Genomic DNA, 26892 nt, shown 5'->3' with positions numbered 1-26892 from the left:
ATGCTTTTTCGCCAGACTTTGTCACAATAGTAAGTAAACACTTACAAATATATTCTTTGTGCTTTTAAAAATATGCGGCCTATTGTACGGAATCTTTGGATAGCATCAAATTAAATTACCCAACAAAGAAGCTTTGGTTCACGTTTTTAAGTGCTAAGACCTTATTTTCAAGAGAAATTTCACTAAAAGTCTGACCGAAATCATTAGATCACCAAGCGCTTGATGACAAACGCGCTGTTGGATGGTTAAATATCCGCTGATATATGATTCAAGGGTTAGGCCTATGGCTAGCGAACTCGAGTTAAAACTCGCCGCAACACCAGAAAAACTAAAAAAAATCAAAGAGTTAGAATTTCCAGGCGCTCTATCTCAAACGCCATGGGAGCAGCGTCATCTTGTAAACACCTACTTTGATACGCAAAACTTTAAGCTGAAAGAAGTCGCAATTGGTATGCGCATTCGTGAAGTTGACGATAAATGGATTCAGACCGTTAAATCTTCAGGTAAAGCTATTGGCGGGCTTCACCAACGAAATGAAGATGAAATTGAGTTAACAGAAAACAAGCTCGATGTTGCGTTAATTTCCGATCCTTATCTACAAATTCTGGTTGAAGAGGCCTTTGAAGAAGATGGAGAGTTTTTACCCTGCTTCAATACCGACTTTGAGCGAACTTCCTGCATCCTCAACTTTTCAGATGGCACTAAAATAGAAGTTTCACTGGACGTTGGTGAAATCACGGCAGAAGAAAAGTCTCTCGAAATATGCGAGGTAGAGCTAGAACTACTGGAAGGAACTGCGGAGTATATTTTCGCAATTGGTCGATATCTGATTAAAGAGCTGGAGTTAACACTATATAACGCCAGCAAGGCTCGAAGAGGCTACAGTTTATGCGAGAGGCTGTCACCAGACTTCTACTCTTTACAGGTAATTGAACTGAGTAAAGGGGCTGAATCTGAAGTCGCTTTTGAGCGAATTTGCTTCGCTGGACTCAAGCATTGGCAATATTATGAGCTTTTTCTAAACGGTGACAATGCTCATACGGCGGTACTGGAAATGTATCGCGCTTTGATTTATCTACATCATATGTATATGGTTTTTGGTGGACTGATACCTCGAAAAGCAACTCACGACTTAAGAAATAACTGGGACTGGTTGGCAACAGCTATGCGCCCGATTGTTGATGCAGCTAAACATAAGCGCTATTTAAATCGCTATTTACAAAAAAAGGCCGACTGGGATCTTGTCGAGTCGCAACAGAAGAAAATCGATCAGGATGTGGTAGAAGCCATAGAAACCTTTAAGTCTTTATTAGCCACACAGCGTTATAACTTAATGATGCTCAATATGTCTGAATGGCTATATTTTCAAGAATGGCGAAACTTCATACCTGAAAAAGAACAAGAGGATCTAAGCGCTCCAATTATTGATTATGCCCGTAAACAACTTGAGCACATGCTAAAAGAGTTAAAGCGAGATCTAGGTCCAAAAGTTGAACTCGATGCAAAAGATTACTTTAAGCTGATTGCCAGAATACGACGCGCTCTTGATACCGGTTTGTTCTTTGGAGGGCTTTTCGACTCACAAAAAAGAAAGTCATATCGACAGTCCTGGATAGACATTCTTGACGGAATTCGCGAATTGCAAATGAATGAATATATATTTGAACTACAACTGGAAAATCATCAGCGAGAAGAAACAGAAGAATGGCTGAAAGAAATGAATGTACCAGTTCTTGAAGCTATTGAGCAAACTCGAAAAGCCGCTTTTAAAACAAGCCCATACTGGAATTAAGGCTTAACTACAAATATTAAATTTTAAATGCCACACAAACTAAGATTATTTTTTGCCGTTGACTTGGCCCCACAGGTTAAGTCAACACTCATAGACTTTCAGTCAAGTTTCAGTTTGCGTAATGCTAGAGCAGTTCCTCCGGAAAACTTTCATATAACCTTGAGTTTTCTAGGAGAAACTAGTGACAGAGATCTCGATCTGATTCTTTCATCATTAAGAGCTCCACATATTTCCCCTTTTGATATTTGCCTAAGTCATTCAATTTTTTGGCCGAAACCTAAAATTCTTGGTCTACAAGTTGAAGATCAAAACAAACGACTAGCTCAGTGCAAGCATGAGCTTGAAAGCCAACTCGCCGGCCTGGGTATTCGGCATTTCGATAAAAAGAAATATCATCCTCATGTTACCCTCTTTAGGAAAGTAGAAGTACCGCCAAAACAGATGTCTGAATTCAATACTGAGGTAAAAATAAGGGAAATCTGTTTGATGGAATCACGCAATCAGCGTCAGAATGTAGCCTACTATCCACTGGAAACCTGGTCATTAAAGCCTCCAGGCATAAAAGAGCAACTTTTAGGACGCTAGCTGTGGCCGCGTCGAAAAAATCGTATACTCAAGATACCTGCAACCAGCTGCGAGAGAAATGTATTGATTTTTCAATTCAACAATTTGTTCAACGTTCTTAAATTCTCTTTCTGTGCAATTTGTCTGCTGCTGTCCGCGTGCGCACAAAAACAGGCTTTCTGTCCGAAGCCGGAAAAGGCGGTCAAGAATTTCCATGCTCAAAAATCAATTGACCAACAGGCGCTGTTAACCGACCTGAAAAGATTATCCAGCAGAGAAATGGCCGGCAGAGCAACAGAAACAAGAGGCAACAAACTCGCAGCAAATTACATTGCGTCAAAATTTCAAGCACTTAATATTCAATCTTATACACCCGACTACCGTCACCCCTTTCTTTTCGGCTCTGCAAATAAAAGACAGGGGGTCAACCTGATCGGTTATATTCCAGGACAAAACACAGACAATCGGAAAACCATCGTAGTCACTGCACATTACGACCATCTTGGCACTCAGGGAAAACATATTTTTTATGGTGCGGACGATAATGCTTCAGGTGTTTCTGCGATGCTTGCTCTGGCACGTTACTGGCGGCAGTACCCTCCGCTAAACAATATTCTGTTTCTGGCAACTGATGCCGAAGAAGACGGACTCTATGGTTCAAAGCATTTTGTGAAAAATCCTCCCATAGCGTTGGAAGAAATAATGCTCAATATCAACCTGGATATGGTAGCGAGGGGCGGTGCAAAAAAGCGACTATATTTTGCTGGAACTCGCAAAAACAAGATGATTGGAGAGCTGCTAGCGCCGCACTTATCAACAGCCAGAGTGTGCGTTCGTGCAGGTCATGAAACTCGAAGCAGTTTGTTAATAGCGGGAAGACAAGGTCCTGACTGGAATAATGCCAGCGATCATGCGCCGTTCAGAAAAGAAGGAATTCCCTATATTTATTTTGGTGTTGATGTTCACGGAGATTATCACCAGACCAGCGATACTTTCGAAAACATCGATCCGGAATTTTTTGTCAACTCGGTTCAGACCATTGTCAATTTTTCTGTAGTACTCGATCAAAAACTTGAACAACTAAGCTCAATTGAAAATTAACTCGTTCTGCAGTAGCTGGCTAATCAAAAAAACGAGCCGAACTCGGTAAAAATTGATAGTGGGATTGAACAAATCCGCTATCAAATTTTCTCGATTGTAGCAGTTTCAGTTTATGATCCTTTTTAGTATCACCAAACAAACTGATTCCCTTGCCAATGAGTATGGGAATCTGAGTAATAATGATTTCATCCAGTAAGCCGGCATTGATAAATGACTGGATGGTAAAGCCTCCATCTACATAGACTTTGCGAACACCCAAGCTTTGCAGCTCTACGACAAGCTGCTCGACTTTACCATTAAAAAACTCAACTCTATCGTGCAAATGTGCCGGTGCCTGATTCATCTTTTTGCTTATAACAATCACTCGCTTTCCCTGATAGGGCCACTCGGGAAAAGAAGCGACTTTTTCAAAAGTACTACGCCCCATGACTAGACAATCAACCGTAGTCATGAAGTCATGATAGCCGTAGTCTTCTTTGCTATCCTTATCTGTCGAGTTATCCAGCCAGTCAAGCCCGCCGTTTGGGCGAGCGATGTATCCATCAAGGCTAGTGGCGATATAGGCTGAAAAAGTGATATTCATATTAAATCAGGCACTCATTACTTTTACTATTTTATATAAACCTACGCTTTTCGAATAAGGTTGAAGAACCAGTAGATTAGCATTCCAAAGCCAACAGCCCCGACGCTCATAGCCATTATGTCACTACCAGCCCACTCGGTTCCTATCCCTTCAGGTTTTCGACTTTGAATGAACGCTACCGCGGCAATTCCAACTCCCAGCAAACCTTCGCCACCAACAAAGCCGCTTCCAAGCAATACACCTCTTTCCCTCCTTTCTTCAAGTTGTTCTTTGTCTTTGGTTTTCTTTTCAAAGTAATGTCGAATCAGGCCGCCAATAAAGATAGGAGTCATTGTTGCCACAGGCAAATAAACCCCCACAGCAAAAGGTAAAGACGGTATTTTAACGAGCTCGCATAGTATTGCTATGCCGGCGCCGATAGCTACCAAAGCCCACGGCAGATTTTGGTCGAGCACACCGTCAATAACCAGTTTCATTAACGTCGCTTGGGGCGCGGGCAATTCCTTCGAGCCAAAACCAAAAGTTTCAGCGAGAAGCAATACCGCCAGACAAACAAAAGTTGCCGAAGTTAATACCCCGAGGAGCTCGGCCATTTGCTGCTTTTTAGGTGTCGCGCCCAGTAAAAAGCCGCTTTTTAAATCCTGAGAAGTATCACCTGAAATAGAGGCGGCTATTGCAACAACACAGCCAACGATCAAAGTCCCGGCTTTGCCCGCATTATCGTCCCATCCCATTAACAAAAAAATCGTCGCAGTGCCGAGAAGCGCAGCAATAGTCATACCACTGGTTGGATTGGAGGTAACCCCTACCAGACCGACGATTCTTGCAGCCACTGTAACAAAGAAAAAGGCAAAAAGAGCCACACAAAGCGCGGCGACTAAGCGGGTTTCAACTCCACCGATCGCTCCGAAAGCATTAGGCACGAAAGTTAAAACAATGATAATCGTTGCAACGCCAACAGAAACAACTTTCAAAGGAAGATCCTGACTGGTTCGCAAAATCGAACGTGCCCCTTCCCCCATGTGCTGAGCCCCAGCTTTAAAGCTCTCTACCATCACAGGAATACTTCGAATCAAGGTTATGATGCCCGCAGTTGCTACAGCACCGGCACCAATATAGCGAACATAGCGCGTCCAGATTTGGCCAGCCGACATATCTTTGATCAGGTTAACCGTTTCCGGGAACAGTGGAACAGTGCGCGCATCCCCCCAATAGGCGATAGCGGGAATAATGATCAATGCAGAAAGTAATCCGCCACCCACCATGATCGCTGCGACGCGCGGCCCCAAGATATAGCCGACCCCAAACAAAGCTGCAGACAAATCAATGCCGATGCTCGCCTTTTTTATAAAAGGAAGTTTTAGTGTAGCGTGATCCGGTATTACTTTAAGCCAGGAAGTCAGAGTTTTGAATAATGCAGCGACTCCCATACCAATAAAAATAAATTTTGCCTTGTTACCTCCGACCTCATTGGCAACGAGTACTTCTGCGCATGCAGTTCCCTCCGGATAAGGTAATTTACCATGCTCTTTTTCTATCAGATATTTTCTTAAGGGAATCATAAAAAGTATTCCCAGAAGCCCACCACTCATTGCCAGAATAGTCATCTGCAACAAATCCGGAGCCATTCCCCACATGAAAAGAGCAGGTAGTGTGAAAATAACGCCACTTGCTACTGAACTTGAAGCCGAACCTGTGGTTTGTGCAATATTTGTTTCCAGTATTGTGCTTTGTATCCCTCCTTTGGCGAGCAATCGAAAAACAGCAACCGCCATTACCGCAACGGGTATAGATGTACTGATTGTCAAACCAGCCCTTAGTCCAAGGTAAGCATTGGCTGCGCCAAAAATAATTCCAAATACAATCCCCAGCCCTACGGCTTTAAAAGTAAACTCAGCGACACTTTCACTGGCTGAAACATAGGGGGGATAACTATCACCGGACTCTATTTCTGTATAGGCTTTGGGATCCAGACCTTTGGACTGCGACAAGGTAATCTCCTTAAATATTGATATTATTTTAAATAATTGAAGGAAGCAGCGTACAACATAAGTGACCCACTTCGAATATCCTTATTAACCCACGGGTAAGATTAACTGTCAAATTTACCGATAGTCATGCTCACTGACTCTTCTTATTGCCCACTGTCAGGACCTTAAATCAGCAACTTTCGCTTGTTTTCCAACAGTGTTTAGCTGCCAGTTAGCAATTGCAAACTTAAGTATTTCTCCAGGCTTCCCTGTATCAAGGTCGTCGACAGTCTTTTGACCGAGGTGGTGTAAAGCCTTAACAAGTAGAACACTTGCTAGATGGGGCTCTATTGCCGGATAAAGCTTGCTTTTGCTAAATTTATAACCATCATTATCAATCACCAGTGGTAAATGAAAGTATCTTGGTGACTGTTTTTGAAAACAATGGTAAAGATAATTTTGACGAGGAGTCGAGTCGAGAATGTCTGCACCCCGCACTACATGATCAATCTGTTGCGCTATATCATCGACCACTACGGCTAACTGGTAGGCCCATAATCCATCCTTTCTTTTGATGACAAAATCCTGTTTATCTGCAGGACGAGCAAAGTGGCACTCTCCCAAAATTTGATCGGTAAATTGCTCGAAACCATCATCAAACTTTATCCTTACTGCAAAGTCTGTTTGCTCTGTTACAAGTCGTTCTCTGCAATAGCCGTCGTAAACACCATCACTGCGCTTATTTACCAATTGACGTGAACAGTCACAACGATAGGTGATTCCGAGTTTATCTAGCTGCATCAAGGCCTCTCGATAACGCTCGGAATTTTGACTTTGGAACTCTATCGGTCCATCCCATTCAAATCCGAAGACTTCCAGTGTTCTAATGATAGACTCGGCTGCTCCCGCTTGTTCTCGCGGTGGATCCAGGTCCTCGATTCTAACTAACCATCGTCCATTTTGATGTTTGGCAACCAGATAGCTGCCCAACGCTGCAACAAGAGAACCAAAGTGCAGAGGCCCTGAAGGAGTTGGAGCAAAACGACCGGTCCAGAGAGACATAAACGAATAGGGTTTTGTTGATATGACGTTACTTTAAAACTTAACTCAAACCTCTAAATCAAAACAAGCGCCATTTGGCGCTTGTCTGATAGAAATTTGACGAATATTAGCGATTTAGATGCTTCTCTTTGATTTCGTCCAGAGTTTTACAGTCAATACATAAAGTCGCTGTAGGTCTCGCTTCAAGACGGCGGATACCAATTTCAACACCGCATGACTCACAATAGCCATAATCTTCATCATCGATTGAGGCAATCGATTTACCAATTTTTTTAAGTAGCTTTCTCTCACGATCTCGTGTGCGAAGCTCCAAGCTAAATTCTTCTTCCTGGCTTGCACGATCAACCGGATCGGGGAAATTTGCGGCTTCGTCTTTCATATGGCTTACAGTGCGGTCTACTTCTTCCATTAATTGCTGCTTCCAGGCTTCAAGAATTTGCCTGAAATGCGCAATCTGGTTTTCATTCATGTATTCTTCGCCGCGCTTCTCCTTATAAGGAGCGATCCCTAAAGCGCCAAGGGTAGTTGCAGTTGCTGTATTAGCCGTACTTTTTTTTGGCATTTCATTCTCCGCCAGAAATTAAATACTTGATATAAAAGGAGTTTTCCGATGCTCCTAACATTCCACAATTAAAAGTTCGGGTTATTTTAATAGCCGACTTTTTATTCAGGCGCGGATATATATCATATACGCCCATCAAGAACAATGGAAAAGTGCCTTTTCTCTACTTTTGTTATATCTAACAAAATCCTAAGTTAGCACAAAATTAAGCATTAATTCGATGATATAACGCAGCAAACCTACGAAAAACTCAAGTAAATGATAATTTCGTACAAAAATCACCCAAAAAGTATAAAAATCAACCAGTTAATCACATGTCTCTATAGAGACGGGAATATGGTCTGAGAAAAAGGGCATCACCTCTTGCTGGCTACATGCGGTAAACAGAGATAATAATCCCCCTCTTTTTTCATACCCCATAGAAATTGCTTCCGGCATTTCCAGTACAATAGAAGGCTCTTTTAGCTGGGTAAATAAATCCTGCCAGACTCTGAGCGCCCCCGTAGCACCGGTTAGCCTGGTAGGTTTATTGTCATCTCTGCCTACCCAGGCAACAGCAAGCCGCCTGCCACCGAATCCTGCAAACCAGCTGTCTCTCAAATCGTTGGTCGTTCCGGTCTTGCCCGCATAGCTTTTATCCGGAAAGGTACTGCTCAAGCTTTTAGCTGTACCTCTTTGTGCAACTTGAGATAACAAGTATTTCAGAATAAAAGCGGTTTCTCTGTCGATTCTACTTTCAGCTTTACGCGGAAAGCGTTGCAAAAGTTCACCTGTGTGATTTTGTACTGCAATAATTCCATTTGCAGAAACACCAATACCGTCGTTCGCAATAGTCTGATATAACCTGAGCACTTCCAGGGGGGACATTTCCTTCGCTCCTAGTGCAATTGATGGAAATGCTTCCAGCTCACGCTTAAAACCGGCTTGCTCTATCGTTTCAACAACATTTTCAACCCCAACCTCTAGTGCGAGCCGAGCAGTTGTCAGATTGTAGGAATTGATCAATCCTTCCTTCAGGGTAATCTGACCATGTTCCTTGCCATCATAGTTTTTGGGTGTCCATAAACTACCGTCAGAGCCTTCCAGAGAAAACGCTCGATCTTCCATGGGCGTTATCAAGTTGAATCTTTCCGGTTGGGCTAGCGCAGTTAAATAGACAAATGGTTTGATGACTGAGCCGGTCTGTCGATAAGCGTGAACAGCACGATTAAACCCAACATAATCAGGGTGCCTGTCGCCCACCATAGCCAGAATATCACCACTTTTAATATCGCTGACTACTATAGCTCCTTGAAGCGAGTCTTTTTCTTCACTTGAATACTGCTCTATTTTCGCCAGGCGTGAGCTCAATGCATTTTCTGCTTTACGCTGAATAACAGGGTCAAGAGATGTAAAAAGTCTCAGGCCCTCTCGACTGAGCGTTTCCAATGAATAGTCATTTTTTAGCTCTTGTTTGATGTACCCCATAAAAGCCGGAACTCTACTTGTCCGTTTCGAAGGCTTGGTTACGACTTGCAGATTACGCGAAACAGCGTTTTCATAATCTTCGTCGGAAATGAGCCCTTGAGCAAGCATTTGCTTCAAAACCAGGTTTCGACGCTGTAGCGCTTTATCTGGATTTCTTCGAGGATTATAAAGTGAAGGTCCTTTAACCATACCTACTAACAGAGCGATTTGGTTCAGATTTAGTTTTTTTAATGGCCTGTCAAAATAAAACTCACTCGCACGAGCGAACCCGTGTATCGCGGTTGAATGGTCCTGCCCGAGGAACACCTCATTAATGTAAGCTTCTAAGATAGTGTCTTTGGTATAGTGAACTTCGGTTAACGTAGCCAGAATGGCTTCTTTAAATTTGCGCCAGAGACTTCTCTCTCGAGTGAGAAAATGACTCTTCATTAACTGTTGAGTTAAAGTGCTTCCCCCCTGTCTAAGCTCTCCTTCACTAAAGTTACTCCAGGCTGCACGTGCGATTCCTTTTAGCGAGATTCCCCAATGTTCGTAAAAGTCTCTGTCTTCTGTATTCAAAAGTGCACTGAGAAAGTGTTCTGGCAGGTCATTTAAAGTAACCAATATTCGGTCTTCAGCATGGCCTGTCTGAATGCTTCCCAAAACAAAAGGGTCCAGCCTCAAAAAGTTGACACTTTTTCGCGTTTCAAAGTCTTTGAGGGAAACAATTTTACCTTGTTCAATAGTTAACTCTAAAACTTGAGCAGGTTGCATTCCATCCCAAAATTTGAACCGACGAGTGTAAATGACCAAAGTATTTCCATAACGCTCGAACTCTCCCTGATTAACCGCTTTTACCTTTTGCCGGTACCCAAGAAGCTTAAGTTCAAGCAATAAACTGTCCAGACTTAAGTTTTCACCTTTTGCAAATGACAGAGGACGAGCAAAAACCTTTGCCGGAATAGACCACGCTTTTTGTTTAAATTCTTCCTTAACCATGGAGTCTAAATAAATAGTCAGGAAAAATATAAATGCCAAGAAGATAAGTCCCAAACGAAAAATCACTTTTCTGGCCTTACGCCAGATTACCGGAAGTGCCATCGACTAGCCCTTAGCCTTTGTGTGGAATCTTGACCATATATTGGTGAAACTCAACGACAATTTCTTTTTGTCCTATTTCTCTGAGTATCATTTGTGGTGCGATCACTTGATTAATTTTATAGAAAGAACCGTCAAGTATAACAAAGCTCTTTTCGGGATCATCGGCAACAACATAAGAGCCGATATTGATCTCGGGAAAACTGGCTTTTAGTTCTGGAGGAAGTTCTTCGCGAAAAACCTTTGGCCGACTAGCGGTACTTTGCTTAACGGGTAATTCAGAGCTAGTTCCCTTTGAAATTTGGTCTGCTTGTGTTTGATTTTTATTAACCTGGGTGGTCTTTGTTTCCACCTTGGATTGACGTTTCTGAGGTTTATAAACCTGCATCTTATCAGCTTGCTCGGCTGAATCAATGGCCACCAAATCTTTAACGTCTTCGCTCGGCTGACGTTCATTTGATTGACTCGCTTTATCTTCAGGCAACGCTTGTATATTTGACAGCGCTGATTCATTGGTCGACTTTTTCGCAACCAAGACTTCATTTTCTTTTGCTAGTTGCAGAGAGGAATCGTACGCCCCTTGATCATTGTGCTGCAACCATTGATAAGTAAAAAAACTCCAGCTTAAAATCAACAGAGCAATACAAGCAACAGCGACAAACTTCCATCGGTTAAGACGTGCAACCAACCAGTCATCTCCGAGCATGTCATCATCAAAATGTGTTGCCTGAAGTTGTGGCAACTCATCATGATCCTGGCGATTATTTTTATCCAGAGATTCGAGTAATATCGACATAAAAAAAACCTAGTTTATCTGAGACAACAAAGGGATACCTACCATGGTTTCCGCATTTAACTTCAAAATAGTTTGCATACCGGCAATACCGTCAGCATGAATGTTTTGCTTGCTTTGAAAATCAATCAAACGGTTTTGTAATCGCTTATCGAAAGTCTGCTGAGGCTGCTGCTCGCTGTCATCCAGCCAACTCAAACTTTGTGATAGCCAGAATACCGCATCCCCCTGGTCGCCTAACTTAATATCGCCCTGATAACCAATTGGCGCTTGCCATAAAAATTGATACTCCCCGGTCCAGATCATGGATAGCTCATCCAGTCGTACAGAAGTCTCGTTACCACCGACAACGATAACCGCCTGAGTTCCGTTCAACTCCTTTAAAAGTCCCCAGAACTCTCCTTGTAGCCCGGCCGAGAATCTTAACAATGCGGGTCGATTATAGTCTCTTAGCTGCTGCCAGTTTCCCTTTTCATAGCGACAATAGAGTCCGTAAGTTTCGGCAAATGCACAGGGTTCACCATTTTCAAGCGCAACATATTCCAGCTGCCAAAGTGACATAAGCAGCTCAAAAGCCCTGCGTCCACTATTATCCCAAACTTGATTTCCGACGATACGATCCACCAGATTAAATCGAACTTTTTGAGCTTTTTGTTCAAACTCATCATTATTGTTCTTGTCAACAGACAGAACGCTCTCATCTGAGTGATTAACAATATCTTTCTGCGCTTTGGAGGGCTCAATTATTTCAGTTGATAAACTCGTATCATTGCTATGGCTTCCCAACCAATAAGAGAATCCCAGCAATGCAACTATGGAAAAACTGGCGGCAACCGGTAACATCCACTTTAATTTTTCTTTTTTGTGGAGAGAAAACTGCTCTCCGTCCAAATCGCCCATAATCTCCTTGACTGCAATCAACATCAAGTTCCGTGAAACCTGATGCATTCCTCGAGTAGCCGCCGCTAACAAAGCTCGATCACAAATGGTGTTTATGAGCCTTGGTATTCCCTGAGTTTTTGCATGTAAATGCTCGATAGAGTCTCTTGAAAAAAGCGTTTTGCGAGCTCCGGCAATTCGAGTTCTATGCAGAATGTAGGCAATGGTTTCCTTCAAGTTTAACGGACGCAAGTGATAGCGTGCAGTAATGCGCTGAGCAAGTTGTCGTAACTCTCGTCGCGCTAGCTTTTCCTGTAATTCAGGCTGTCCCACCAAAATAATCTGTAATAGTTTCTTCTGATCGGTTTCAAGATTGGTTAACAGTCGAATTTGCTCTAACACTTCTGTTTCGAGATTTTGTGCCTCGTCAATCATCACAACAACGGTTAACCCTTTGCGGTAGCAGTCCACCAGATATTCGGTCAACTTATCCGTTAACGTTTTTAAGCTTTGACATCCTTCCGGGTATTCAACATCCAGCTCATCACATATAGTAGCGAGCAACTCAATACTGTCGAGTTTAGGGTTCAATACAAAAGCCAGACGAGTATTTTCGGGCAGCTGCTGCAATAAACATCGACACACGGTGGTTTTTCCTGTGCCAACTTCTCCCGTTAGGAGAACAAAGCCACCACCTTCTTTTACACCATAAGTCAAATGGGTCAAAGCTTCGCGATATCGATTGCTCATAAAGAGAAATCGCGGATCGGGCGAAATCGAAAATGGTCTTTCTTTAAGTGAAAAGTGTTCTAAATACATATTCATAGAGTCGCTCAAATTATTCTTTGCTCGACGTTCTTTGTTGTCTGGAGAATAAAACTCAAGCTTATTCGTTATCAGGTGTGTTTACTAACGTTAAAATTTACATTTAAGGTGCAATTCATTAATCTTTCTTAAGAATTAATGGCGTCTCCCCCCATATCAGCCACCAGTCCACCCCAAAAGGAGTTATGATGAGCGAGATTAACGGCTTAAGTCAAGAAGAAAGAAATTTTGCCATGTTCTGCCATTTTGCAGCATTTGCGGGCTTTATTTTTCCCGTATTAGGCAGTATCTTAGCTCCACTGATTCTCTGGCAGATGAAAAAAGAGGAATCCGGATTTATCGATCATCACGGAAAAGAAGCGGTTAACTTTCAAATTACCATGTTGATAGCATTTAGCATCGCAATTTTCTTGAGTTTCCTTCTTATCGGCATTCCCATGCTTTTCGGACTGGCCATTTTTGAAATTATCGCTATTATTCTTGCCGGAATTAAAGCGAATGAGGGCGAGTACTACCGCTATCCGTTATCGATTCGTTTTATTAATTAGGCGCGTTTTCAACATTATCGAGAGGTTACATGCAGGTTTATCTGGTTGGCGGCGCTGTTCGCGACAAATTGCTCAACTATCCGGTATATGAAGAAGACTGGGTAGTCGTCGGCGCCACACCACAAGAGCTGACAAAGCAGGGATACAAACAGGTTGGAAAAGACTTTCCAGTATTTCTTCACCCTGACACTGGTGATGAATATGCTCTAGCTCGCACCGAACGAAAGTCTGGGAAAGGATATTACGGCTTCGAAGTCTATGCCGAAAAAGATGTAACTCTGGAGCAAGACCTTATTCGTCGAGACCTTACCATCAATGCCATGGCTATGGACCAAAACGGTCAAGTAATCGATCCCTATAATGGTCAGAAAGACCTCAAGCAAAAAATTTTACGCCATGTTTCTCCTGCTTTTAAAGAGGATCCTTTGAGAGTATTAAGGGTCGCTCGCTTTGCAGCAAGATATCACCATCTGGGCTTTAAGGTAGCGGCGGAAACTCTAGAGCTTATGCATTCAATTGCAGGCACTGGTGAGCTTAATGCTTTGGCAGCAGAAAGAGTCTGGAAGGAAACCGTCAGAGCCCTTGGAGAAAGATCTCCGCAGGTATTTTTTGAAGTTCTCCGTCAATGTGGTGGTCTTGCTGACTGGTTTCCTGAAATAGATGTTCTTTGGGGAATACCCAACCCGGCTAAATGGCATCCGGAAGTAGATACGGGCATTCATACCATGATGGTTTTAGAGCAAGCGGCAATTCTCTCAGACCAGCCTGTTACCCGCTACGCAGCGCTATGCCATGATCTGGGAAAAGGCGCAACTCCACGAGAGAACCATCCAAGCCATCCAGGACATGAAAAATTAGGAGTTCCTTTAGTGGAAAAACTCAGCCGTCGCCTGAAAACTCCTACTGAGTTTGAGCGATTGGCAAAAATCGCGAGTGAATACCATTTGCACCTTCACCGTCTGGAAGAGTTAAAATCGAAAACCATTGTCAAAGTGCTGGAAAAAACCAATGCTTTTAAACAACCGCAAAGGTTTGAGCAGTTTTTACAAGTTTGTGAAGCAGACTTTAAGGGCAGGACAGGTTTTGAAAAACGCGATTACCCACAGGCAGCCCTTATGCGGAAAGCGCTTGAGCGATGCAATCAAATCAAAGCAGCAGAGGTAATAGCTCAGGGTTACCAAGGCAAGAAAATTGGAGAAGAAATCCACCGAGAAAGGGTCAGCGCAGTGAAAAAATTACTCAGTGAACAGAACCCGGAAGCTTCTATTCTGGAGTGATACAGGAGGAGTCGCCTGACTTTTGACAACTCGCATCCCGGTAACTCGAATACTTTCTAAAGCATTAAACCGATTAGAACGATACCTAAAGCTAATCGGTAAAAAATAAACGGTTTAAATCCAAGTTTATCCAGTAGAATTAGAAAGTAGTGAATACAGGTTAAAGCCGCAATACCTGAAATAACAGTTCCAAGCCCCAGCATGGCCCAGTCTACCGGCGTATCACCAGTTGCCAACTGAAAAGCTTCCAAACCACCAGACAGGATGATTGCCGGAATTGAAAGAAGAAATGAAAATCGTGCAGCAGCTGTTCGAGAAAGCCCCATCAACAGACCCGCGGTCATAGTAATACCCGAACGAGAAGTACCTGGAACGAGTGCTAGCGCCTGGGCACAACCAATGAAAATAATATCTTTTACCCGAATAGTGTGCTCATCTCTGGCTTCTTTAGCGATACTGTCAGCCCACCACAAAACCAATGCAAAAATGATTGTAGTGGCAGCGATAACTGAAGTTGAGCGTAGATAGTTATCGACGATATCAAGCAAAGCAAAAATAAGCCCGACCAGTCCTACAGGAAAAGTTCCCCAGATTACCGCCCACGCCAGACGACCATTGACACTCTTTTCGCCCTTAAGTACCCAGGCAAACCATGCGCTGGTCATTTCAGCAACTTCTTTTCGAAAATAGATTAGCACTGCGGCAAGAGAACCTACGTGAACCGCAACGTCAAATGCCAGCCCCTGCTCCGCCCAACCAAGTAGTTGCGAAGGCAGTATTAAATGAGCCGAGCTTGAAATCGGTAGAAATTCTGTAAGCCCCTGGAGAATGGCGAGTAAAACGGCTTGTATCCAATCCATGTCGTATTTTTTCCTTTAAACTATTTGCTTATGTAGTAAATCAGCGCCAGTAAGATAAGCTCGGCGAAAGTAATTATCCAAAAATACAATCCACTTAACAGCAGCTTTGCAGCCGTGCTTTCTGCCTTAGGATTACGAAACGCCATAAATACACCCGCCACCATTGCAATGGCCATTGCGCCCAATAAATAGCTTTTCCAGGCGACAGTTTCTGCAGCAAGTGCGGGAAAACTCACCATGCCTAAAATGACTATCCAGCTGAGTTGTGAAATCATTCGAAGTTTCATATAAAGCCTTTTGCTGACGAGTTGTTTGCCGGTTCAGAATTATGGTGAAAAACAAAGGCGCGTATTGTAATCCAGATTTGCAATTAGCCCAAATGCTAATCAGTCACCGTCAGAGCCGATGAAGCTGGTCTTGTAAATTGAAGCCGCACATTGTGGCTAAATCCTTTTTACTGAAGGCGATAACTTTCATAACTTCTCCCATTTGTCCTGGCGCCGTTAATTGCTGGATCTCGCGGCTCAGCTGATAACGGGCTTTATCGTCTAGTAACTCACTCATCGTTTCCGCCCTTTGCAAAATGCCGTTTTCCAGTAAAAAACCTGCCTGGCTGGTGAAACCAATAACCTCCAGTCCATTTGCCACCGCTATTCGGGCAAGCTGGGAAAAGTCCACATGCGCAGTGATGTCCTGTAATCCAACCAGTTCAAGCGGCTGGCTGTGGGAAAGGTGCCGGCTAAAGCAACGCAATGTTCCCTGATTACGCTGAGGATGATAATACTCGACTTGAGGGTAACCATAGTCAATAAGGAGCAAGACCCCTGACTCCATACTTTGTGCCAGTGACTTAATCCAGGGTTCCACCAGAGGACGAATTTCGCTCTCGTAACCATCAGCAATTGCTACTTCTGCTGTTAGCGCTGGCGGCAAATGTTCGCTAGAGAGCGACGCTCCAGCTTTCCAGCAAAGTCGCTTTTCTTCGATACCAACATGCTGAGCTATCCATCCATTTTCGCTTTTTCTTATTCGCTGACAAGGGATAGCGTCAACAACCTCATTGCCAAGTATGGTGCCTTTAAATTTGTTGGGCAGCTCACTGAGCCACTCGACACAAACGGGCACATCTGCCAGCACGCGAGAAATAACCTCTTTTTGCTGGCTTTGTAATTGACCACTCGGTTCGAGAATCAAATATTTTTTCGGAAGAGCTTTGAGTTCCTGTAAATGACCGAGCAAACTAACCGCCAGGGCACCAGTACCAGCTCCAAACTCAAGTATCTGTTCGCGAGCATCTGCAGGCAGGCTTGCTATTGAATTGGCCAGTCCATAGGCAAACAGATCACCCATTTCCGGTGCGGTAATAAAGTCTCCTGATTCACCAAACTTGGAAATGCTATTTTGATAATATCCAAGACCAGGCGTATATAGCGCCATCTGCATAAATTGCTGAAAGTCGATGCTGCCGCCAGATTCAGAAATAAAGCACTCGACGCGCTGCATAAGAGCTTCATTTATTTTTGCCGCTTCTTCTGAAAGCGTTATTTTTTGCGCTTGCATGAGTTACACTACTTTGAGTTCCGAATGACTCAACAACATGGTTTATTTAACCGACGGAAAGCCCGACGACCCTATGTCCATACCAACGGTAATTGTTACTGGCGCCGCCAAGCGCCTCGGCCGAACTATCGCGGAACAGTTCTTCACCCGCGGTTGTAATCTTGTGCTGCATTATAATCACTCAGCCCAAGAGGCTAAAGCCCTTGCAAACAAGTTTATCATGCAAAGAGAAAATTCCTGTGCTGTTGTTGGTTGCGACCTGGAACAAGATAATGTTGCTCAACAGATTATTGATATCGCGCTGGAAAAATTCGGACACATTGATTATTTGATCAACAACGCTTCAGTGTTCTACCCGACTCCCGTTGAAAAAGCCAGCAACGATATGATGAAGTCTATTCTAAAGATCAATTGGCGTCAGCCGGAAAAACTGGCTCTTGCCGCCAGGCCTTATCTTGCCGAGCAGCAGGGAGCAATTGTGAACCTTATTGATATTTACGCTGAAGCGGGTTTAAGCGAACATACCTTTTATGTTGCCGCAAAAGCGGCGCTGCTCGAAAGTAGTCGAATGATGGCGCGCGCTTTCGCTCCCAGAGTCAGAGTCAACTGCGTCTCGCCCGGAGCAATACTCTGGCCGGAACAGAAAGAAGATAATCCGAGCGATAAAAACGAGCCGGTCGACAAGATAAAACAAAAAATCCTCGATAACTCTGCGCTAAAGCGACTTGGCTCACCAGCAGACATTGCATCTACAGCAACTTTTCTTGCCATGGACGCAAGCTATATGACAGGTTGCAATATCCGGGTTGATGGTGGCCGAAGGCTTTATCTTTAACCCGACCGGTTCGCACTCTGGGAGGTGGCTTTTACTCGTCGATTTACTCGCTAGGGCAAAGGCCTGATTTGTTGCTGGCTCTTATCGAAAGCTTTCCACAATGCCGAGTATGAATCTTTGGTACCAGGATGTATAAGCTCAGGCGCTAGCTCTGCCATTGGCCATAACACATAGGCATTTTCGGTAATCTCATCTCTTGGCAACTGGATCGGAAGCTCACACACCATATCACCGTAGAGCAATACATCAATATCAATATGCCGAGAGGAAAACTTCGCGCCTTCTCGCAACCGTCCCAGACTATCTTCCATAGCCTTCAGTTGCTCAATCAGGGCATCCAGGGACATTGTTGTCTCAAGACGAGCAACGAGATTATGAAAATTATCTCCTTCAAACCCAACAGCTGCACTTTCGTAAACTCGCGAAAAGGTCACTTCATCAAATGCAGCGGTTAAAGCCTGCTTTGCTTTATTTATATTGAGTTCGGGCTGAATATTGCTCCCGATGCCTAAATAAACAATCATTGTACAACTAGTTCCTTTCACCGCGCTCAATTTGCACACCAACACTTTTGGCTATGCTTACCGCTCCTGGCTTATCCAGAGTGAGCTTTAGCCAGCGCACAGGAAATTGCTCAAGGATTAAGTCCGCGACTTTTTCTGCTACCGTTTCAACAAGTTGATAACTACTTTGCTCGACAAAATCATACACAGCGTGCGAAATAGCTTTATAATCGAGGGTGTCTTCAAGCTCATCCGTTTTTGCTGATGCGCTGATATCAGTTCCCAACTCAAGGTCAAAAACTAACCTTTGCTTAATTTCTCTTTCCCAGTCGAATACACCTATCACAGTATTAACTTCCAATTGACGAATAAAAACAATATCCATGCTAAAACCTGAATTTTTCTTTGTTAATTTCGCCAATTCTATTTCTATCGAGGATCATTTACAATCAAGCTCAAACTTTGACCCAAAGGAAACTTTGGCTTTGTCGAATAATAGCTATCATTCCCTGACCGGACTATCGCTCAAATAATGAACATGGATTTCTTATATTTCGCACTGCTGGGATTGGCCTATATTAGTGGCTCAATATCTTCAGCTGTACTGGTATGTAAGGTCTTCACTCTTCCCGACCCTCGAGTGGTGGGTTCCAATAACCCGGGCGCGACCAATGTATTGAGAATTGGCGGAAAGCGAGCGGCGCTGGCCACATTACTGGGTGATATCGCCAAAACTGCATTGCCCATCATAATGGGTATCTGGTTTGGCTATTCGACCGTTGAACTTCTATGGGTAGGTGCCAGTGCCCTATTCGGTCATTGTTTCCCGTTGTTTTTTGGTCTCAAAGGCGGTAAAGGCGTTGCCTGCCTGATGACACTGGTGATTCTTGCGGTTCCGGAATATGGCTTGTTAACGCTAGGCATCTGGCTATTGACAGCCTGGACTTTTAAGCGCTCATCTGTCGCTTCTCTAATGACAGCTATAACGCTGCCGGTATTTGCCTACCAGTTTCACCCCAGCTTTTTACTCCCTCTGGCTTGCGTTTCCGGCATAGTCCTCATTCGCCACCGCTCCAATATTGTCCAAATTATTTCAGGCAATGAGCCAATTATCGGTAACTAACGTCATCTGAAAATTATTTTTTAACCAGGTTGTAAGTTTTTGGGCTTAGCCAGGACTAACTATCATGTATGGCGCTTTTTAACTGCTTGAACTTCAGGCTGGCCAGTTAGCGGTCTAAATACACAAGCCAACTCACTTGCTTAAATAAGGAAATTATTTCTATGAAAAAACTGATTGCTTCTGCACTTCTTTTGTCCTGCTCCTTTAACACCATGGCTGAGACTTCGCTATGGAAGGCAACAAAAGGTGAATCAACAGTCTATCTCGGCGGTACTATACACATACTTCGACCGTCTGATTATCCGCTACCAGAAGCATTTGATGAAGCTTATGCCAATTCAGACAAAGTCGCTTTCGAAACCGATATTTTAGCGCTGCAATCGCCTGCTCTCGGGCAGAAAATGTTAAAAGAACTGAGTTACCAGGACGAACGAACAGTCAAAAGTGTACTCAAACCTGAAAACTACGAAGCATTAAAAAACAAACTAGAATCACTCGGAATGTCGCTCAATATGTTCCCAAAAGCCAAACCAGGGCTAATCATGTCATTACTGACCGTCGCCGAGCTCGCCAAAAAGGGAGTGAAGCAGGAAGGCATTGATATCTTCTTTGCCAAAAAAGCACGAAAAGACAGTAAGGAGCAGCTGCAGCTTGAAACACCTGAAGAACAGATTGCTTTTCTCGCCAGACTCGGAGACGGGAATGAAGATGTGTTTTACCAAAAAATGCTTAAGGATGTAGATAGTATTAATGAGCAATTTATCGACATGCTACGCGTTTGGCGAAGTGGAGACACAAAAGCATTGGACGACATGATCAATCAATCGATGCGTAAAGAATATCCGGCGATGTATGACAGCCTGCTGGTTGAAAGAAACAATAATTGGATGCCGAGTGTCGAAGCCTATTTCGATACACCAGAAACAGAACTGGTTCTGGTTGGCGCAGCTCATTTAATCGGTGAGGACGGTCTAATTGAACAGTTGAAGAAAAAAGGCTACCAGATCGAACAGATGAAATAGCCTCCCTCAGCTAATAGAGAACCATCACTTAACAATTATTCATCACATAACAATTAAGTCATCGGCCAAGTTGACTGGTCATAGCTTCTGAAAGAGGCCAGCGCGGATTCACTTGAATCTCCTGGCCTTTATCTTTATTCCCCGCAACAAACTGACAGTAACCGGCGTAGGCGATCATGGCGCCGTTATCGGTACAATACTCATGGCGAGGATAGAAAACTTCACCACCATGTTTGCTCATTAACTCAGCGAGCTTTTCGCGCAATGATAAGTTTGCGCTCACACCACCGGCAACAACCAGTCGATTGTGACCGGTCTGTTTAATCGCCCGCTTACATTTGATAACCAGTGTGTCCACCACAGCTTGCTGGAAAGCTTCGGCAATATTAGCCAATGATTGCTCAGACTTGTCGCTGGCATAAACCTTGTTGGCAGCAAAGGTCTTCAAACCACTAAAACTAAAATCCAGACCTGGACGATCAGTCATTGGGCGAGGAAATTTTTCCTCACTGCCGTCTCCTTTTTCCGCCAGCTTCGCCAAAAGCGGACCACCGGGATAATCCAGCCCCATAATTTTGGCAGTTTTATCGAAAGCTTCACCGGCAGCATCGTCGATTGACTCGCCTATAATTTCATAATCACCCAGGGCTTTGACATCCACCAGCATAGTATGTCCACCGGAAACAAGAAGCGCTAGAAACGGGTATTCAGGAGATTTTTCCTCTAACATGGGCGCCAACAAGTGCCCTTCCAGGTGATGAACGCCTATTGCCGGCTTATCCCATGCCATAGCCAAAGCTTTAGCTCCACAAGCTCCCACCAACAAAGCCCCGATTAATCCGGGTCCCTGAGTGTAGGCAACCGCGTCAATATGTTCAGGCGACATTTTAGCCTCATCCAAAGAAGTTTTGATCAGTGGCATTAGCTTGCGAACATGATCTCGAGAAGCTAGTTCAGGAACTACACCGCCATACTCCTGATGGACCTTGACCTGAGAATAAAGCTGATGAGCGATAATTCCTCGTTCAGAATGATAGATTGCAACACCGGTTTCATCACAGGAACTTTCTATCCCGAGAATTACGACTGTTTTTTGCTGATGGTCTTGCATGTTTGGATTACCCTGACTAATTGCCACAACTATTTACCGACGCCAAATTATCACCGCTTTTTTACTGTTCGGCCATAAAATCGCAAAAAGCTAATAAAAACAGCGTAATTATGACCAAAACAATGCCTTTGGCGACCAAATTTTGCCAGATCATACCGCTGAACAAGAAAACTGCCAAAAAGTTTTATCAGGACTTTGCATTCAGCTTGAAAAAGCAGTAGAATCTGCGCCCTCGTCGTAGATGACGAATTTTTAACCTTTAATTTGATTAATAGCTCATTTGAGCTCGAAAACCGGGATTATTTTAAATGCCAGCAGTTAAGTTGAAAGAAAACGAACCATTTGATATTGCTCTACGTCGCTTTAAGCGCGCTTGCGAAAAAGCAGGAATCTTATCTGAAGTCCGTCGTCGTGAGCACTACGAAAAGCCTACTTCGGTTCGTAAACGTAAAAAAGCAGCTGCAGTTAAGCGTGCTCTGAAGAAAGCTTCAAGAGACCAATTGCAACGCAAACGTTTATACTAATTTTTCGTTTTAAAAACGATAAATTAGCTTAATCATTTCAAAAGGTTAGACAAATATGTCAGCGTTACTCGTGCACATTAAAGACAGCATGAAAGAAGCAATGCGCGCCAAGCAGAAAGACCGCCTGGGCGCTATCCGCATGTTGCTTGCGCAGGTGAAACAGGTCGAAGTCGATCAAAAAATTGAAGTCACCGACGCTGACGTTTTGGCTATTCTTGATAAGATGATAAAGCAACGTAAAGACTCTATCTCTCAGTTTGAGTCTGCGGATCGTCACGATCTGGCGGATAAAGAGAAACTGGAGATGGAAGCGCTTCAGGAATTCCTTCCTCAAGCTCTTAACGATGATGAAGTTGCAGCAATGATTGACTCGGCAATTTCTGAATCTGGCGCAGAATCAATGCGCGATATGGGTAAAGTAATGGCAATCCTCAAGCCGCAAATGCAAGGTAGAGCGGATATGGGTGCTGTTAGCGGTTTGGTTAAATCGAAACTCAACTAATCTCAGGAATTATAATCGCCATGGCGTGCGCACTATAAGCGTCGTCCGCATGTTTGTCTATTCCCTGTATTCTTCTGTGTTAGCCTGCTACAGCGTGGCCTAATGAATCATAATATTTGAGATTGCTATCACAGAGCTATTATCCGCTCCAGAATAACAAGAGATCTTTCATCAAAAGATTTCTTTTTGCGTAACCATTAGGCAAAATGCCTGTAGGCATCATGTTATAAATATTCACCCAGATTTGTTGGATTAATGGCAGGACGAATACCGCAAACGTTTCTCAATGAACTATTGGCACGAACCGATCTGGTGGAAGTCATAGATCGTCGAGTACCGCTCAAGAAAGCAGGCCGTAACTATTCCGCGTGCTGCCCATTTCACAATGAAAAAACGCCCTCCTTTTCAGTTAATCCGGACAAACAGTTTTATTATTGCTTTGGTTGTGGTGCAAGTGGCAATGCACTGACTTTCTTGATGGAATACGAAGGACAGGACTTTGTTGCCGCGGTGGAAGATTTGGCCGGACAACAGAGCATGGATATTCCCAGGGAGTCGGGGCAAGATGATGCAGTTTACGCAGAGAACCAGCAACTCTTTGATTTAATGGAAAAAGTAGCCGATAGTTATCAGCAAAACTTGAAAAAACGCCCCCTGGGCATAAAGGCCGTCGAATACCTGAAACAAAGAGGCTTAAGCGGCGAAATAGCAAAACTTTACGGTATTGGATATGTGCCCGGAGAGTGGCAAAACCTGCAACACCTGGGTAAAGATCAGCTAAAGCTGCAAGAGCAATTAGTGAAAACAGGCATGATGATTCGCAAAGATAATGGTCATGCGTATGATCGATTCCGCGACCGCATTATGTTTCCAATTAGAAATCGCAGAGGCCAGGTACTAGGATTTGGTGGGCGAGTTATCGATCAAGGAGAGCCTAAGTACTTAAACTCTCCGGAAACAACGCTGTTTCATAAAGGCAAAGAGCTTTATGGCATCTTTGAAATGCGCCGTAAACTGAGAGATATCGAGCAAATAATCATTGTTGAGGGGTATATGGATGTTGTTGCCCTAGCTCAGTATGGCATTTACAACTCAGTAGCAACATTAGGTACTGCAACAACAAGCGAGCACTTGCAAACTTTATTTCGCATATGCCATACCCTGGTTTTTTGCTTTGATGGTGACCGCGCGGGTAGAGCGGCTGCATTAAGGGCATTAAACCATGCCCTTCCTCAGTTAAAAGACACACGTGAAGTTCGCCTGATGTTCCTTCCTGATGGTGAAGACCCCGACAGTATGGTTAGAGCAATCGGCATGAAAGCTTTCAATGAGCGAGTTGAGTCGGCATCTACCCTGTTTGATTATCTGATTGAACACCTGACCAGCCAGGTAGATATGAATACTTTTGAAGGCCCGGCTAAACTGGTACATCTGGCAAAACCCTTTGCCCAACAAATCACAGATCCCATACTTTTATCGCGCTTTACTCACAAAATTGCAGAACTATCAGGTCTGGCTGACAGACAACTCGAAGAGAGCTGGCGAGAAGATAGCAGCTCCGGCACAAAGGCTGTTGCGAACAGCACACAGACTCCTTCAAACTCCAATAACTTTGAGCCTGACAGGAAGTTTCAGCAAAACCAGTCAGCCTTCGGGTCCACTTCATATGAAGAACCCCCTCCTTCTCATATAAATCAGCAAACGGAATCTAGAAACAAAGCACCATTTCGCCGCGCCATAGCCTTGTTACTTCAACACCCAGAAGCTTTACCACCTGCCGATATGTCCTGGCTAGGCTCCATTGAAGAGCTCGGAGCTCGAATTTTGCTCAACCTGATAAAAATTATTGAGAAAAATGAAGAAGTTACAACTGCCATTCTTGTTGAAAACTGGCGTGGAACAGCAGAGCACCCTCACTTGATTAAACTGGCAAATCAGCCACTTTATGCAGAATCTGAGAATATTAATGCTGAACTCAGCGAAATATTTAAACGACTGGAAAAGAACTACTTACTCGATCAATGGGACTCACTTCTCGAGAAAGTTCGTAATGGCAGCGTCACCGCTGCAGAAAAAGAGGAAATGAAGCGCCTTCAGGCAGAGCTGAGTAAGCAAGGTTAGCTCCCGCTTTTCTGCCAATACCTCCGGCAAGAAAATTAAGGTAATTTTACCGAAAACAGGGTTCCTGATTTTATTTTTGTGATTTGCGGCCGATAACTTGAAAAATGTTGTCATTGTCTCCACTTAGCGATTAGTAATCTTGCTGATCGGGGTCTAGACTGTGTATAATTGGCGGTTTCGTGTTCAGCGAATTGGCCCCGCCAAAGAAATTGAATTACTGAAGTTTTTAAGTCTGATTTTAAGGTATTTTGAATGACAGATAACTCCCCTTCATCGAAGGTATCGCAGCAGTCTCAGCTGAAGCTTTTGATAACACGTGGTAAGGAACAAGGCTATCTAACCTACTCAGAAGTCAATGACCACCTACCACCAGATATCGTCGACCCGGATCAGGTTGAAGATATTATTAGTATGATCAATGACATGGGGATTCAGGTATTTGAATCTGCACCTGAAGCCGACGCTTTGTTGATGGCCGACTCTTCTGCTCCTGATGAAGATGCGGCAGAAGAAGCAGCCGCAGCCCTTGCCAGCGTCGATAGCGAGTTTGGCCGAACAACGGATCCTGTACGTATGTATATGCGGGAAATGGGAACCGTAGAGCTATTGACTCGAGAAGGCGAAATAGAAATCGCCCGCCGCATAGAAGATGGTATTCGACAAGTTTTAGCTTCCATTGCGGAATACCCAGAAACCATCTCAATGCTGTTGGATGAATATGACCGATTCCAGGCAGAAGAAATCCGTTTAACCGATATTATTACCGGATTTGCAGATACGGAAGAAGAAGCTGCGATGGCTGCAAGTCACGTTGGTAGTGAGGTGCCTGATGAAGAACTGGATGATGAAGATTCTGATCTGGAAACTGACGAAGATGATGAGGATGAGGCTGCCAATGGTCCAGACCCTGAAGTAGCAGCGGAATACTTTTCTGAGCTAAGAAGCCATTACGAAAAGTCTATTGCTGCTGTGGGCAAATATGGCAGACACCATAAAAATGCAGTTAAGCATATTGAGGAAATGAAAGAAACTTTCCTTAAGTTCCGCTTACTTCCCAAGATGTTTGATCGCTTGTCCGAGAAAATGCGTGATCGTATGGCAACGCTGCGTACCCAGGAACGTTTAATTATGCGTCTGGCGACTGAGTCGGCGAAAATGCCACGTAAAGAATTCATTAAGTCTTTCCCAGGCAATGAAACTAACGCTAAATGGATCGACTCTATTCTATCGAAAGACCCTGCTTACCGGGACGCGTTGGAAGAGGTTGCGGAAGACATTATTCGCGCACAAAACAAGATGGCGAAAGTTGAGCAGGACAGCAGCCTGACGATTGCTGAAGTCAAAGAAACCAATCGTCGCATGTCCATAGGTGAAGCTAAAGCTCGACGTGCTAAGAAAGAAATGGTCGAAGCTAACCTGCGTCTGGTTATTTCTATCGCTAAGAAATATACAAATCGCGGATTACAATTTCTGGATTTAATTCAGGAAGGTAATATTGGTTTGATGAAGGCGGTTGATAAGTTTGAATATCGTCGAGGGTATAAGTTTTCTACCTATGCAACCTGGTGGATCCGTCAGGCAATTACACGTTCCATTGCCGATCAAGCCAGAACTATTCGTATTCCGGTGCATATGATTGAAACCATCAATAAACTCAATCGTATTTCGCGTCAAATGTTGCAGGAGATGGGTCGCGAGCCTCAGCCTGAAGAGTTGGCAGAACGCATGGATATGCCGGAAGATAAGATCCGTAAGGTTCTTAAAATTGCTAAAGAGCCTATCTCAATGGAAACCCCGATTGGTGATGACGAAGATTCGCACTTGGGCGACTTTATTGAAGATGCCAATCAGGACTCCCCTATTGACTCTGCAACTTCAGAAAGCCTAAGAGAAGCGACCAAGTCAGTACTTTCTGGCCTGACAGCCAGAGAAGCAAAGGTCCTTCGCATGAGATTTGGAATTGATATGAATACAGACCATACTCTGGAAGAGGTTGGTAAACAGTTCGATGTAACTCGTGAGCGTATTCGACAAATCGAGGCTAAAGCTCTACGCAAACTGCGTCACCCAACTCGCTCAGATCGCTTAAGAAGCTTCCTGGACGAATAAGTAGCAGATAATTAATTGCCGAATGCCAAAAAGGTCCTATTTTCAGGACCTTTTTTGTTGCTGTTTGTTTATGCTCCTTCACAGCTCTAGTTAGTTCCTGAATGCGAACCTTGCTACTAATT

25 protein-coding genes are annotated in these 26892 nt (G+C 43.8%); 12 read left to right on the top strand and 13 right to left on the bottom strand.

Annotated elements, in window-relative coordinates; all coding sequences use genetic code 11:
- The first annotated feature begins 283 nt into the window (after positions 1-283).
- The 3 genes from IYN84_RS12430 to IYN84_RS12420 all read left to right on the top strand — a co-directional run bounded on the left by IYN84_RS12430 (position 284) and on the right by IYN84_RS12420 (position 3457).
- Positions 284-1792 (top strand): CYTH and CHAD domain-containing protein, encoded by a 1509-nt coding sequence (locus tag IYN84_RS12430; RefSeq protein WP_196139530.1) that lies wholly within the window; start codon positions 284-286, stop codon positions 1790-1792.
- Between the two features lie 27 nt (positions 1793-1819).
- Positions 1820-2377, top strand: coding sequence for an RNA 2',3'-cyclic phosphodiesterase (gene thpR / locus IYN84_RS12425; protein ID WP_196139529.1), 558 nt, complete (start codon positions 1820-1822; stop codon positions 2375-2377).
- A gap of 63 nt (positions 2378-2440) precedes the next feature.
- Positions 2441-3457, top strand: coding sequence for a M28 family peptidase (locus tag IYN84_RS12420; RefSeq protein ID WP_196139528.1), 1017 nt, complete (start codon positions 2441-2443; stop codon positions 3455-3457).
- A 19-nt stretch (positions 3458-3476) separates the two neighbouring features.
- Here IYN84_RS12420 and IYN84_RS12415 read toward each other — a convergent pair whose 3' ends face one another.
- The 7 genes from IYN84_RS12415 to IYN84_RS12385 all read right to left on the bottom strand — a co-directional run bounded on the left by IYN84_RS12415 (position 3477) and on the right by IYN84_RS12385 (position 12675).
- Entirely contained in the window at positions 3477-4040 is a 564-nt protein-coding gene (locus IYN84_RS12415) for a dihydrofolate reductase family protein (protein ID WP_210330436.1), read from the bottom strand.
- A gap of 41 nt (positions 4041-4081) precedes the next feature.
- Positions 4082-6031 (bottom strand): OPT family oligopeptide transporter, encoded by a 1950-nt coding sequence (locus tag IYN84_RS12410; RefSeq protein ID WP_196139527.1) that lies wholly within the window; start codon positions 6029-6031, stop codon positions 4082-4084.
- A gap of 156 nt (positions 6032-6187) precedes the next feature.
- Positions 6188-7072 (bottom strand): tRNA glutamyl-Q(34) synthetase GluQRS, encoded by an 885-nt coding sequence (gene gluQRS / locus IYN84_RS12405; RefSeq protein ID WP_196139526.1) that lies wholly within the window; start codon positions 7070-7072, stop codon positions 6188-6190.
- 106 nt (positions 7073-7178) lie between these two features.
- Positions 7179-7634, bottom strand: a complete 456-nt coding sequence (gene dksA, locus IYN84_RS12400) for an RNA polymerase-binding protein DksA (protein ID WP_196139525.1) — start codon at positions 7632-7634, stop codon at positions 7179-7181.
- Positions 7635-7940: 306 nt separating this feature from the next.
- Positions 7941-10181: a penicillin-binding protein 1B gene (gene mrcB / locus IYN84_RS12395; protein WP_196139524.1), complete on the bottom strand. Its 2241-nt coding sequence runs from the start codon at positions 10179-10181 to the stop codon at positions 7941-7943.
- Between the two features lie 10 nt (positions 10182-10191).
- The gene (locus tag IYN84_RS12390; protein ID WP_196139523.1) at positions 10192-10974 is read right to left on the bottom strand and encodes a general secretion pathway protein GspB; all 783 of its coding nucleotides are present in this window, start codon (positions 10972-10974) and stop codon (positions 10192-10194) included.
- Between the two features lie 9 nt (positions 10975-10983).
- A complete protein-coding gene (locus tag IYN84_RS12385; RefSeq protein ID WP_196139522.1) occupies positions 10984-12675 on the bottom strand; it encodes an ExeA family protein in 1692 nt (563 codons plus the stop codon).
- 188 nt (positions 12676-12863) lie between these two features.
- On the opposite strand from IYN84_RS12385, the gene IYN84_RS12380 reads away from it, so the two are divergent.
- Positions 12864-13223 carry a DUF4870 domain-containing protein gene (locus IYN84_RS12380; RefSeq protein ID WP_210330434.1) on the top strand — a complete coding sequence of 120 codons (360 nt, stop codon included), beginning with the start codon at positions 12864-12866 and terminating at the stop codon, positions 13221-13223.
- Positions 13224-13252: 29 nt separating this feature from the next.
- On the top strand, positions 13253-14500 hold the full coding sequence (locus tag IYN84_RS12375; protein WP_196139520.1) for a multifunctional CCA addition/repair protein: 1248 nt from the start codon (positions 13253-13255) through the stop codon (positions 14498-14500).
- 56 nt (positions 14501-14556) lie between these two features.
- Here IYN84_RS12375 and IYN84_RS12370 read toward each other — a convergent pair whose 3' ends face one another.
- The 3 genes from IYN84_RS12370 to IYN84_RS12360 form a co-directional block, all read right to left on the bottom strand.
- Positions 14557-15360 (bottom strand): undecaprenyl-diphosphate phosphatase, encoded by an 804-nt coding sequence (locus IYN84_RS12370; RefSeq protein WP_196139519.1) that lies wholly within the window; start codon positions 15358-15360, stop codon positions 14557-14559.
- 20 nt (positions 15361-15380) lie between these two features.
- On the bottom strand, positions 15381-15647 hold the full coding sequence (locus tag IYN84_RS12365) for a hypothetical protein (RefSeq protein WP_210330432.1): 267 nt from the start codon (positions 15645-15647) through the stop codon (positions 15381-15383).
- Positions 15648-15756: 109 nt separating this feature from the next.
- The gene (locus IYN84_RS12360; RefSeq protein WP_196139517.1) at positions 15757-16920 is read right to left on the bottom strand and encodes a class I SAM-dependent methyltransferase; all 1164 of its coding nucleotides are present in this window, start codon (positions 16918-16920) and stop codon (positions 15757-15759) included.
- 37 nt (positions 16921-16957) lie between these two features.
- Here IYN84_RS12360 and IYN84_RS12355 point away from each other — a divergent pair, with 37 nt between their 5' ends.
- The gene (locus IYN84_RS12355; RefSeq protein ID WP_196139516.1) at positions 16958-17755 is read left to right on the top strand and encodes an SDR family oxidoreductase; all 798 of its coding nucleotides are present in this window, start codon (positions 16958-16960) and stop codon (positions 17753-17755) included.
- A 50-nt stretch (positions 17756-17805) separates the two neighbouring features.
- On the opposite strand, the gene folK is transcribed toward IYN84_RS12355, so the two are convergent.
- Both folK and folB read right to left on the bottom strand, forming a co-directional pair.
- On the bottom strand, positions 17806-18279 hold the full coding sequence (gene folK, locus IYN84_RS12350) for a 2-amino-4-hydroxy-6-hydroxymethyldihydropteridine diphosphokinase (RefSeq protein ID WP_196139515.1): 474 nt from the start codon (positions 18277-18279) through the stop codon (positions 17806-17808).
- Positions 18280-18286: 7 nt separating this feature from the next.
- Entirely contained in the window at positions 18287-18679 is a 393-nt protein-coding gene (folB, locus tag IYN84_RS12345) for a dihydroneopterin aldolase (RefSeq protein WP_371734874.1), read from the bottom strand.
- Between the two features lie 111 nt (positions 18680-18790).
- Between folB and plsY the strand changes: the two genes are divergently transcribed.
- Positions 18791-19381: a glycerol-3-phosphate 1-O-acyltransferase PlsY gene (gene plsY / locus IYN84_RS12340; protein ID WP_196139514.1), complete on the top strand. Its 591-nt coding sequence runs from the start codon at positions 18791-18793 to the stop codon at positions 19379-19381.
- Positions 19382-19542: 161 nt separating this feature from the next.
- Positions 19543-20403 carry a TraB/GumN family protein gene (locus IYN84_RS12335; RefSeq protein ID WP_196139513.1) on the top strand — a complete coding sequence of 287 codons (861 nt, stop codon included), beginning with the start codon at positions 19543-19545 and terminating at the stop codon, positions 20401-20403.
- 58 nt (positions 20404-20461) lie between these two features.
- On the opposite strand, the gene tsaD is transcribed toward IYN84_RS12335, so the two are convergent.
- Positions 20462-21514 carry a tRNA (adenosine(37)-N6)-threonylcarbamoyltransferase complex transferase subunit TsaD gene (tsaD, locus tag IYN84_RS12330; RefSeq protein ID WP_196139667.1) on the bottom strand — a complete coding sequence of 351 codons (1053 nt, stop codon included), beginning with the start codon at positions 21512-21514 and terminating at the stop codon, positions 20462-20464.
- A gap of 308 nt (positions 21515-21822) precedes the next feature.
- Between tsaD and rpsU the strand changes: the two genes are divergently transcribed.
- The 4 genes from rpsU to rpoD all read left to right on the top strand — a co-directional run bounded on the left by rpsU (position 21823) and on the right by rpoD (position 26770).
- Positions 21823-22038, top strand: a complete 216-nt coding sequence (gene rpsU, locus IYN84_RS12325; protein ID WP_196139512.1) for a 30S ribosomal protein S21 — start codon at positions 21823-21825, stop codon at positions 22036-22038.
- Positions 22039-22093: 55 nt separating this feature from the next.
- Complete coding sequence (locus IYN84_RS12320) at positions 22094-22540, top strand: GatB/YqeY domain-containing protein (RefSeq protein WP_196139511.1); 447 nt, start codon at positions 22094-22096, stop codon at positions 22538-22540.
- Positions 22541-22795: 255 nt separating this feature from the next.
- Complete coding sequence (gene dnaG / locus IYN84_RS12315) at positions 22796-24661, top strand: DNA primase (RefSeq protein WP_196139510.1); 1866 nt, start codon at positions 22796-22798, stop codon at positions 24659-24661.
- Between the two features lie 252 nt (positions 24662-24913).
- Positions 24914-26770, top strand: a complete 1857-nt coding sequence (gene rpoD / locus IYN84_RS12310; protein WP_196139509.1) for an RNA polymerase sigma factor RpoD — start codon at positions 24914-24916, stop codon at positions 26768-26770.
- Positions 26771-26892 lie beyond the last annotated feature (122 nt).

It is taken from the genome of Aliikangiella sp. G2MR2-5 (genome assembly GCF_015687155.1).
Taxonomy (GTDB): Bacteria; Pseudomonadota; Gammaproteobacteria; order Enterobacterales; family Kangiellaceae; genus Aliikangiella.
The sequence above is the reverse complement of the archived record's forward strand: the minus strand, read 5'-3'. Positions and strand labels throughout refer to the sequence as shown.

Bases quoted from the DNA above. Each gene is read 5' to 3' on its own strand.
- IYN84_RS12375 (WP_196139520.1), top strand. From the start codon at position 13,253: ATGCAGGTTTATCTGGTTGGCGGCGCTGTTCGCGACAAATTGCTCAAC.
- IYN84_RS12365 (WP_210330432.1), bottom strand. From the start codon at position 15,647: ATGAAACTTCGAATGATTTCACAACTCAGCTGGATAGTCATTTTAGGC.
- dnaG (WP_196139510.1), top strand. From the start codon at position 22,796: ATGGCAGGACGAATACCGCAAACGTTTCTCAATGAACTATTGGCACGA.
- IYN84_RS12430 (WP_196139530.1), top strand. From the start codon at position 284: ATGGCTAGCGAACTCGAGTTAAAACTCGCCGCAACACCAGAAAAACTA.
- mrcB (WP_196139524.1), bottom strand. From the start codon at position 10,181: ATGGCACTTCCGGTAATCTGGCGTAAGGCCAGAAAAGTGATTTTTCGT.
- folK (WP_196139515.1), bottom strand. From the start codon at position 18,279: ATGATTGTTTATTTAGGCATCGGGAGCAATATTCAGCCCGAACTCAAT.
- IYN84_RS12360 (WP_196139517.1), bottom strand. From the start codon at position 16,920: ATGCAAGCGCAAAAAATAACGCTTTCAGAAGAAGCGGCAAAAATAAAT.
- dksA (WP_196139525.1), bottom strand. From the start codon at position 7,634: ATGCCAAAAAAAAGTACGGCTAATACAGCAACTGCAACTACCCTTGGC.
- IYN84_RS12415 (WP_210330436.1), bottom strand. From the start codon at position 4,040: ATGAATATCACTTTTTCAGCCTATATCGCCACTAGCCTTGATGGATAC.
- rpsU (WP_196139512.1), top strand. From the start codon at position 21,823: ATGCCAGCAGTTAAGTTGAAAGAAAACGAACCATTTGATATTGCTCTA.
- IYN84_RS12385 (WP_196139522.1), bottom strand. From the start codon at position 12,675: ATGAATATGTATTTAGAACACTTTTCACTTAAAGAAAGACCATTTTCG.
- IYN84_RS12390 (WP_196139523.1), bottom strand. From the start codon at position 10,974: ATGTCGATATTACTCGAATCTCTGGATAAAAATAATCGCCAGGATCAT.
- rpoD (WP_196139509.1), top strand. From the start codon at position 24,914: ATGACAGATAACTCCCCTTCATCGAAGGTATCGCAGCAGTCTCAGCTG.
- gluQRS (WP_196139526.1), bottom strand. From the start codon at position 7,072: ATGTCTCTCTGGACCGGTCGTTTTGCTCCAACTCCTTCAGGGCCTCTG.
- IYN84_RS12370 (WP_196139519.1), bottom strand. From the start codon at position 15,360: ATGGATTGGATACAAGCCGTTTTACTCGCCATTCTCCAGGGGCTTACA.
- tsaD (WP_196139667.1), bottom strand. From the start codon at position 21,514: ATGCAAGACCATCAGCAAAAAACAGTCGTAATTCTCGGGATAGAAAGT.
- IYN84_RS12320 (WP_196139511.1), top strand. From the start codon at position 22,094: ATGTCAGCGTTACTCGTGCACATTAAAGACAGCATGAAAGAAGCAATG.
- IYN84_RS12335 (WP_196139513.1), top strand. From the start codon at position 19,543: ATGAAAAAACTGATTGCTTCTGCACTTCTTTTGTCCTGCTCCTTTAAC.
- plsY (WP_196139514.1), top strand. From the start codon at position 18,791: ATGAACATGGATTTCTTATATTTCGCACTGCTGGGATTGGCCTATATT.
- IYN84_RS12380 (WP_210330434.1), top strand. From the start codon at position 12,864: ATGAGCGAGATTAACGGCTTAAGTCAAGAAGAAAGAAATTTTGCCATG.
- IYN84_RS12355 (WP_196139516.1), top strand. From the start codon at position 16,958: ATGGTTTATTTAACCGACGGAAAGCCCGACGACCCTATGTCCATACCA.
- thpR (WP_196139529.1), top strand. From the start codon at position 1,820: ATGCCACACAAACTAAGATTATTTTTTGCCGTTGACTTGGCCCCACAG.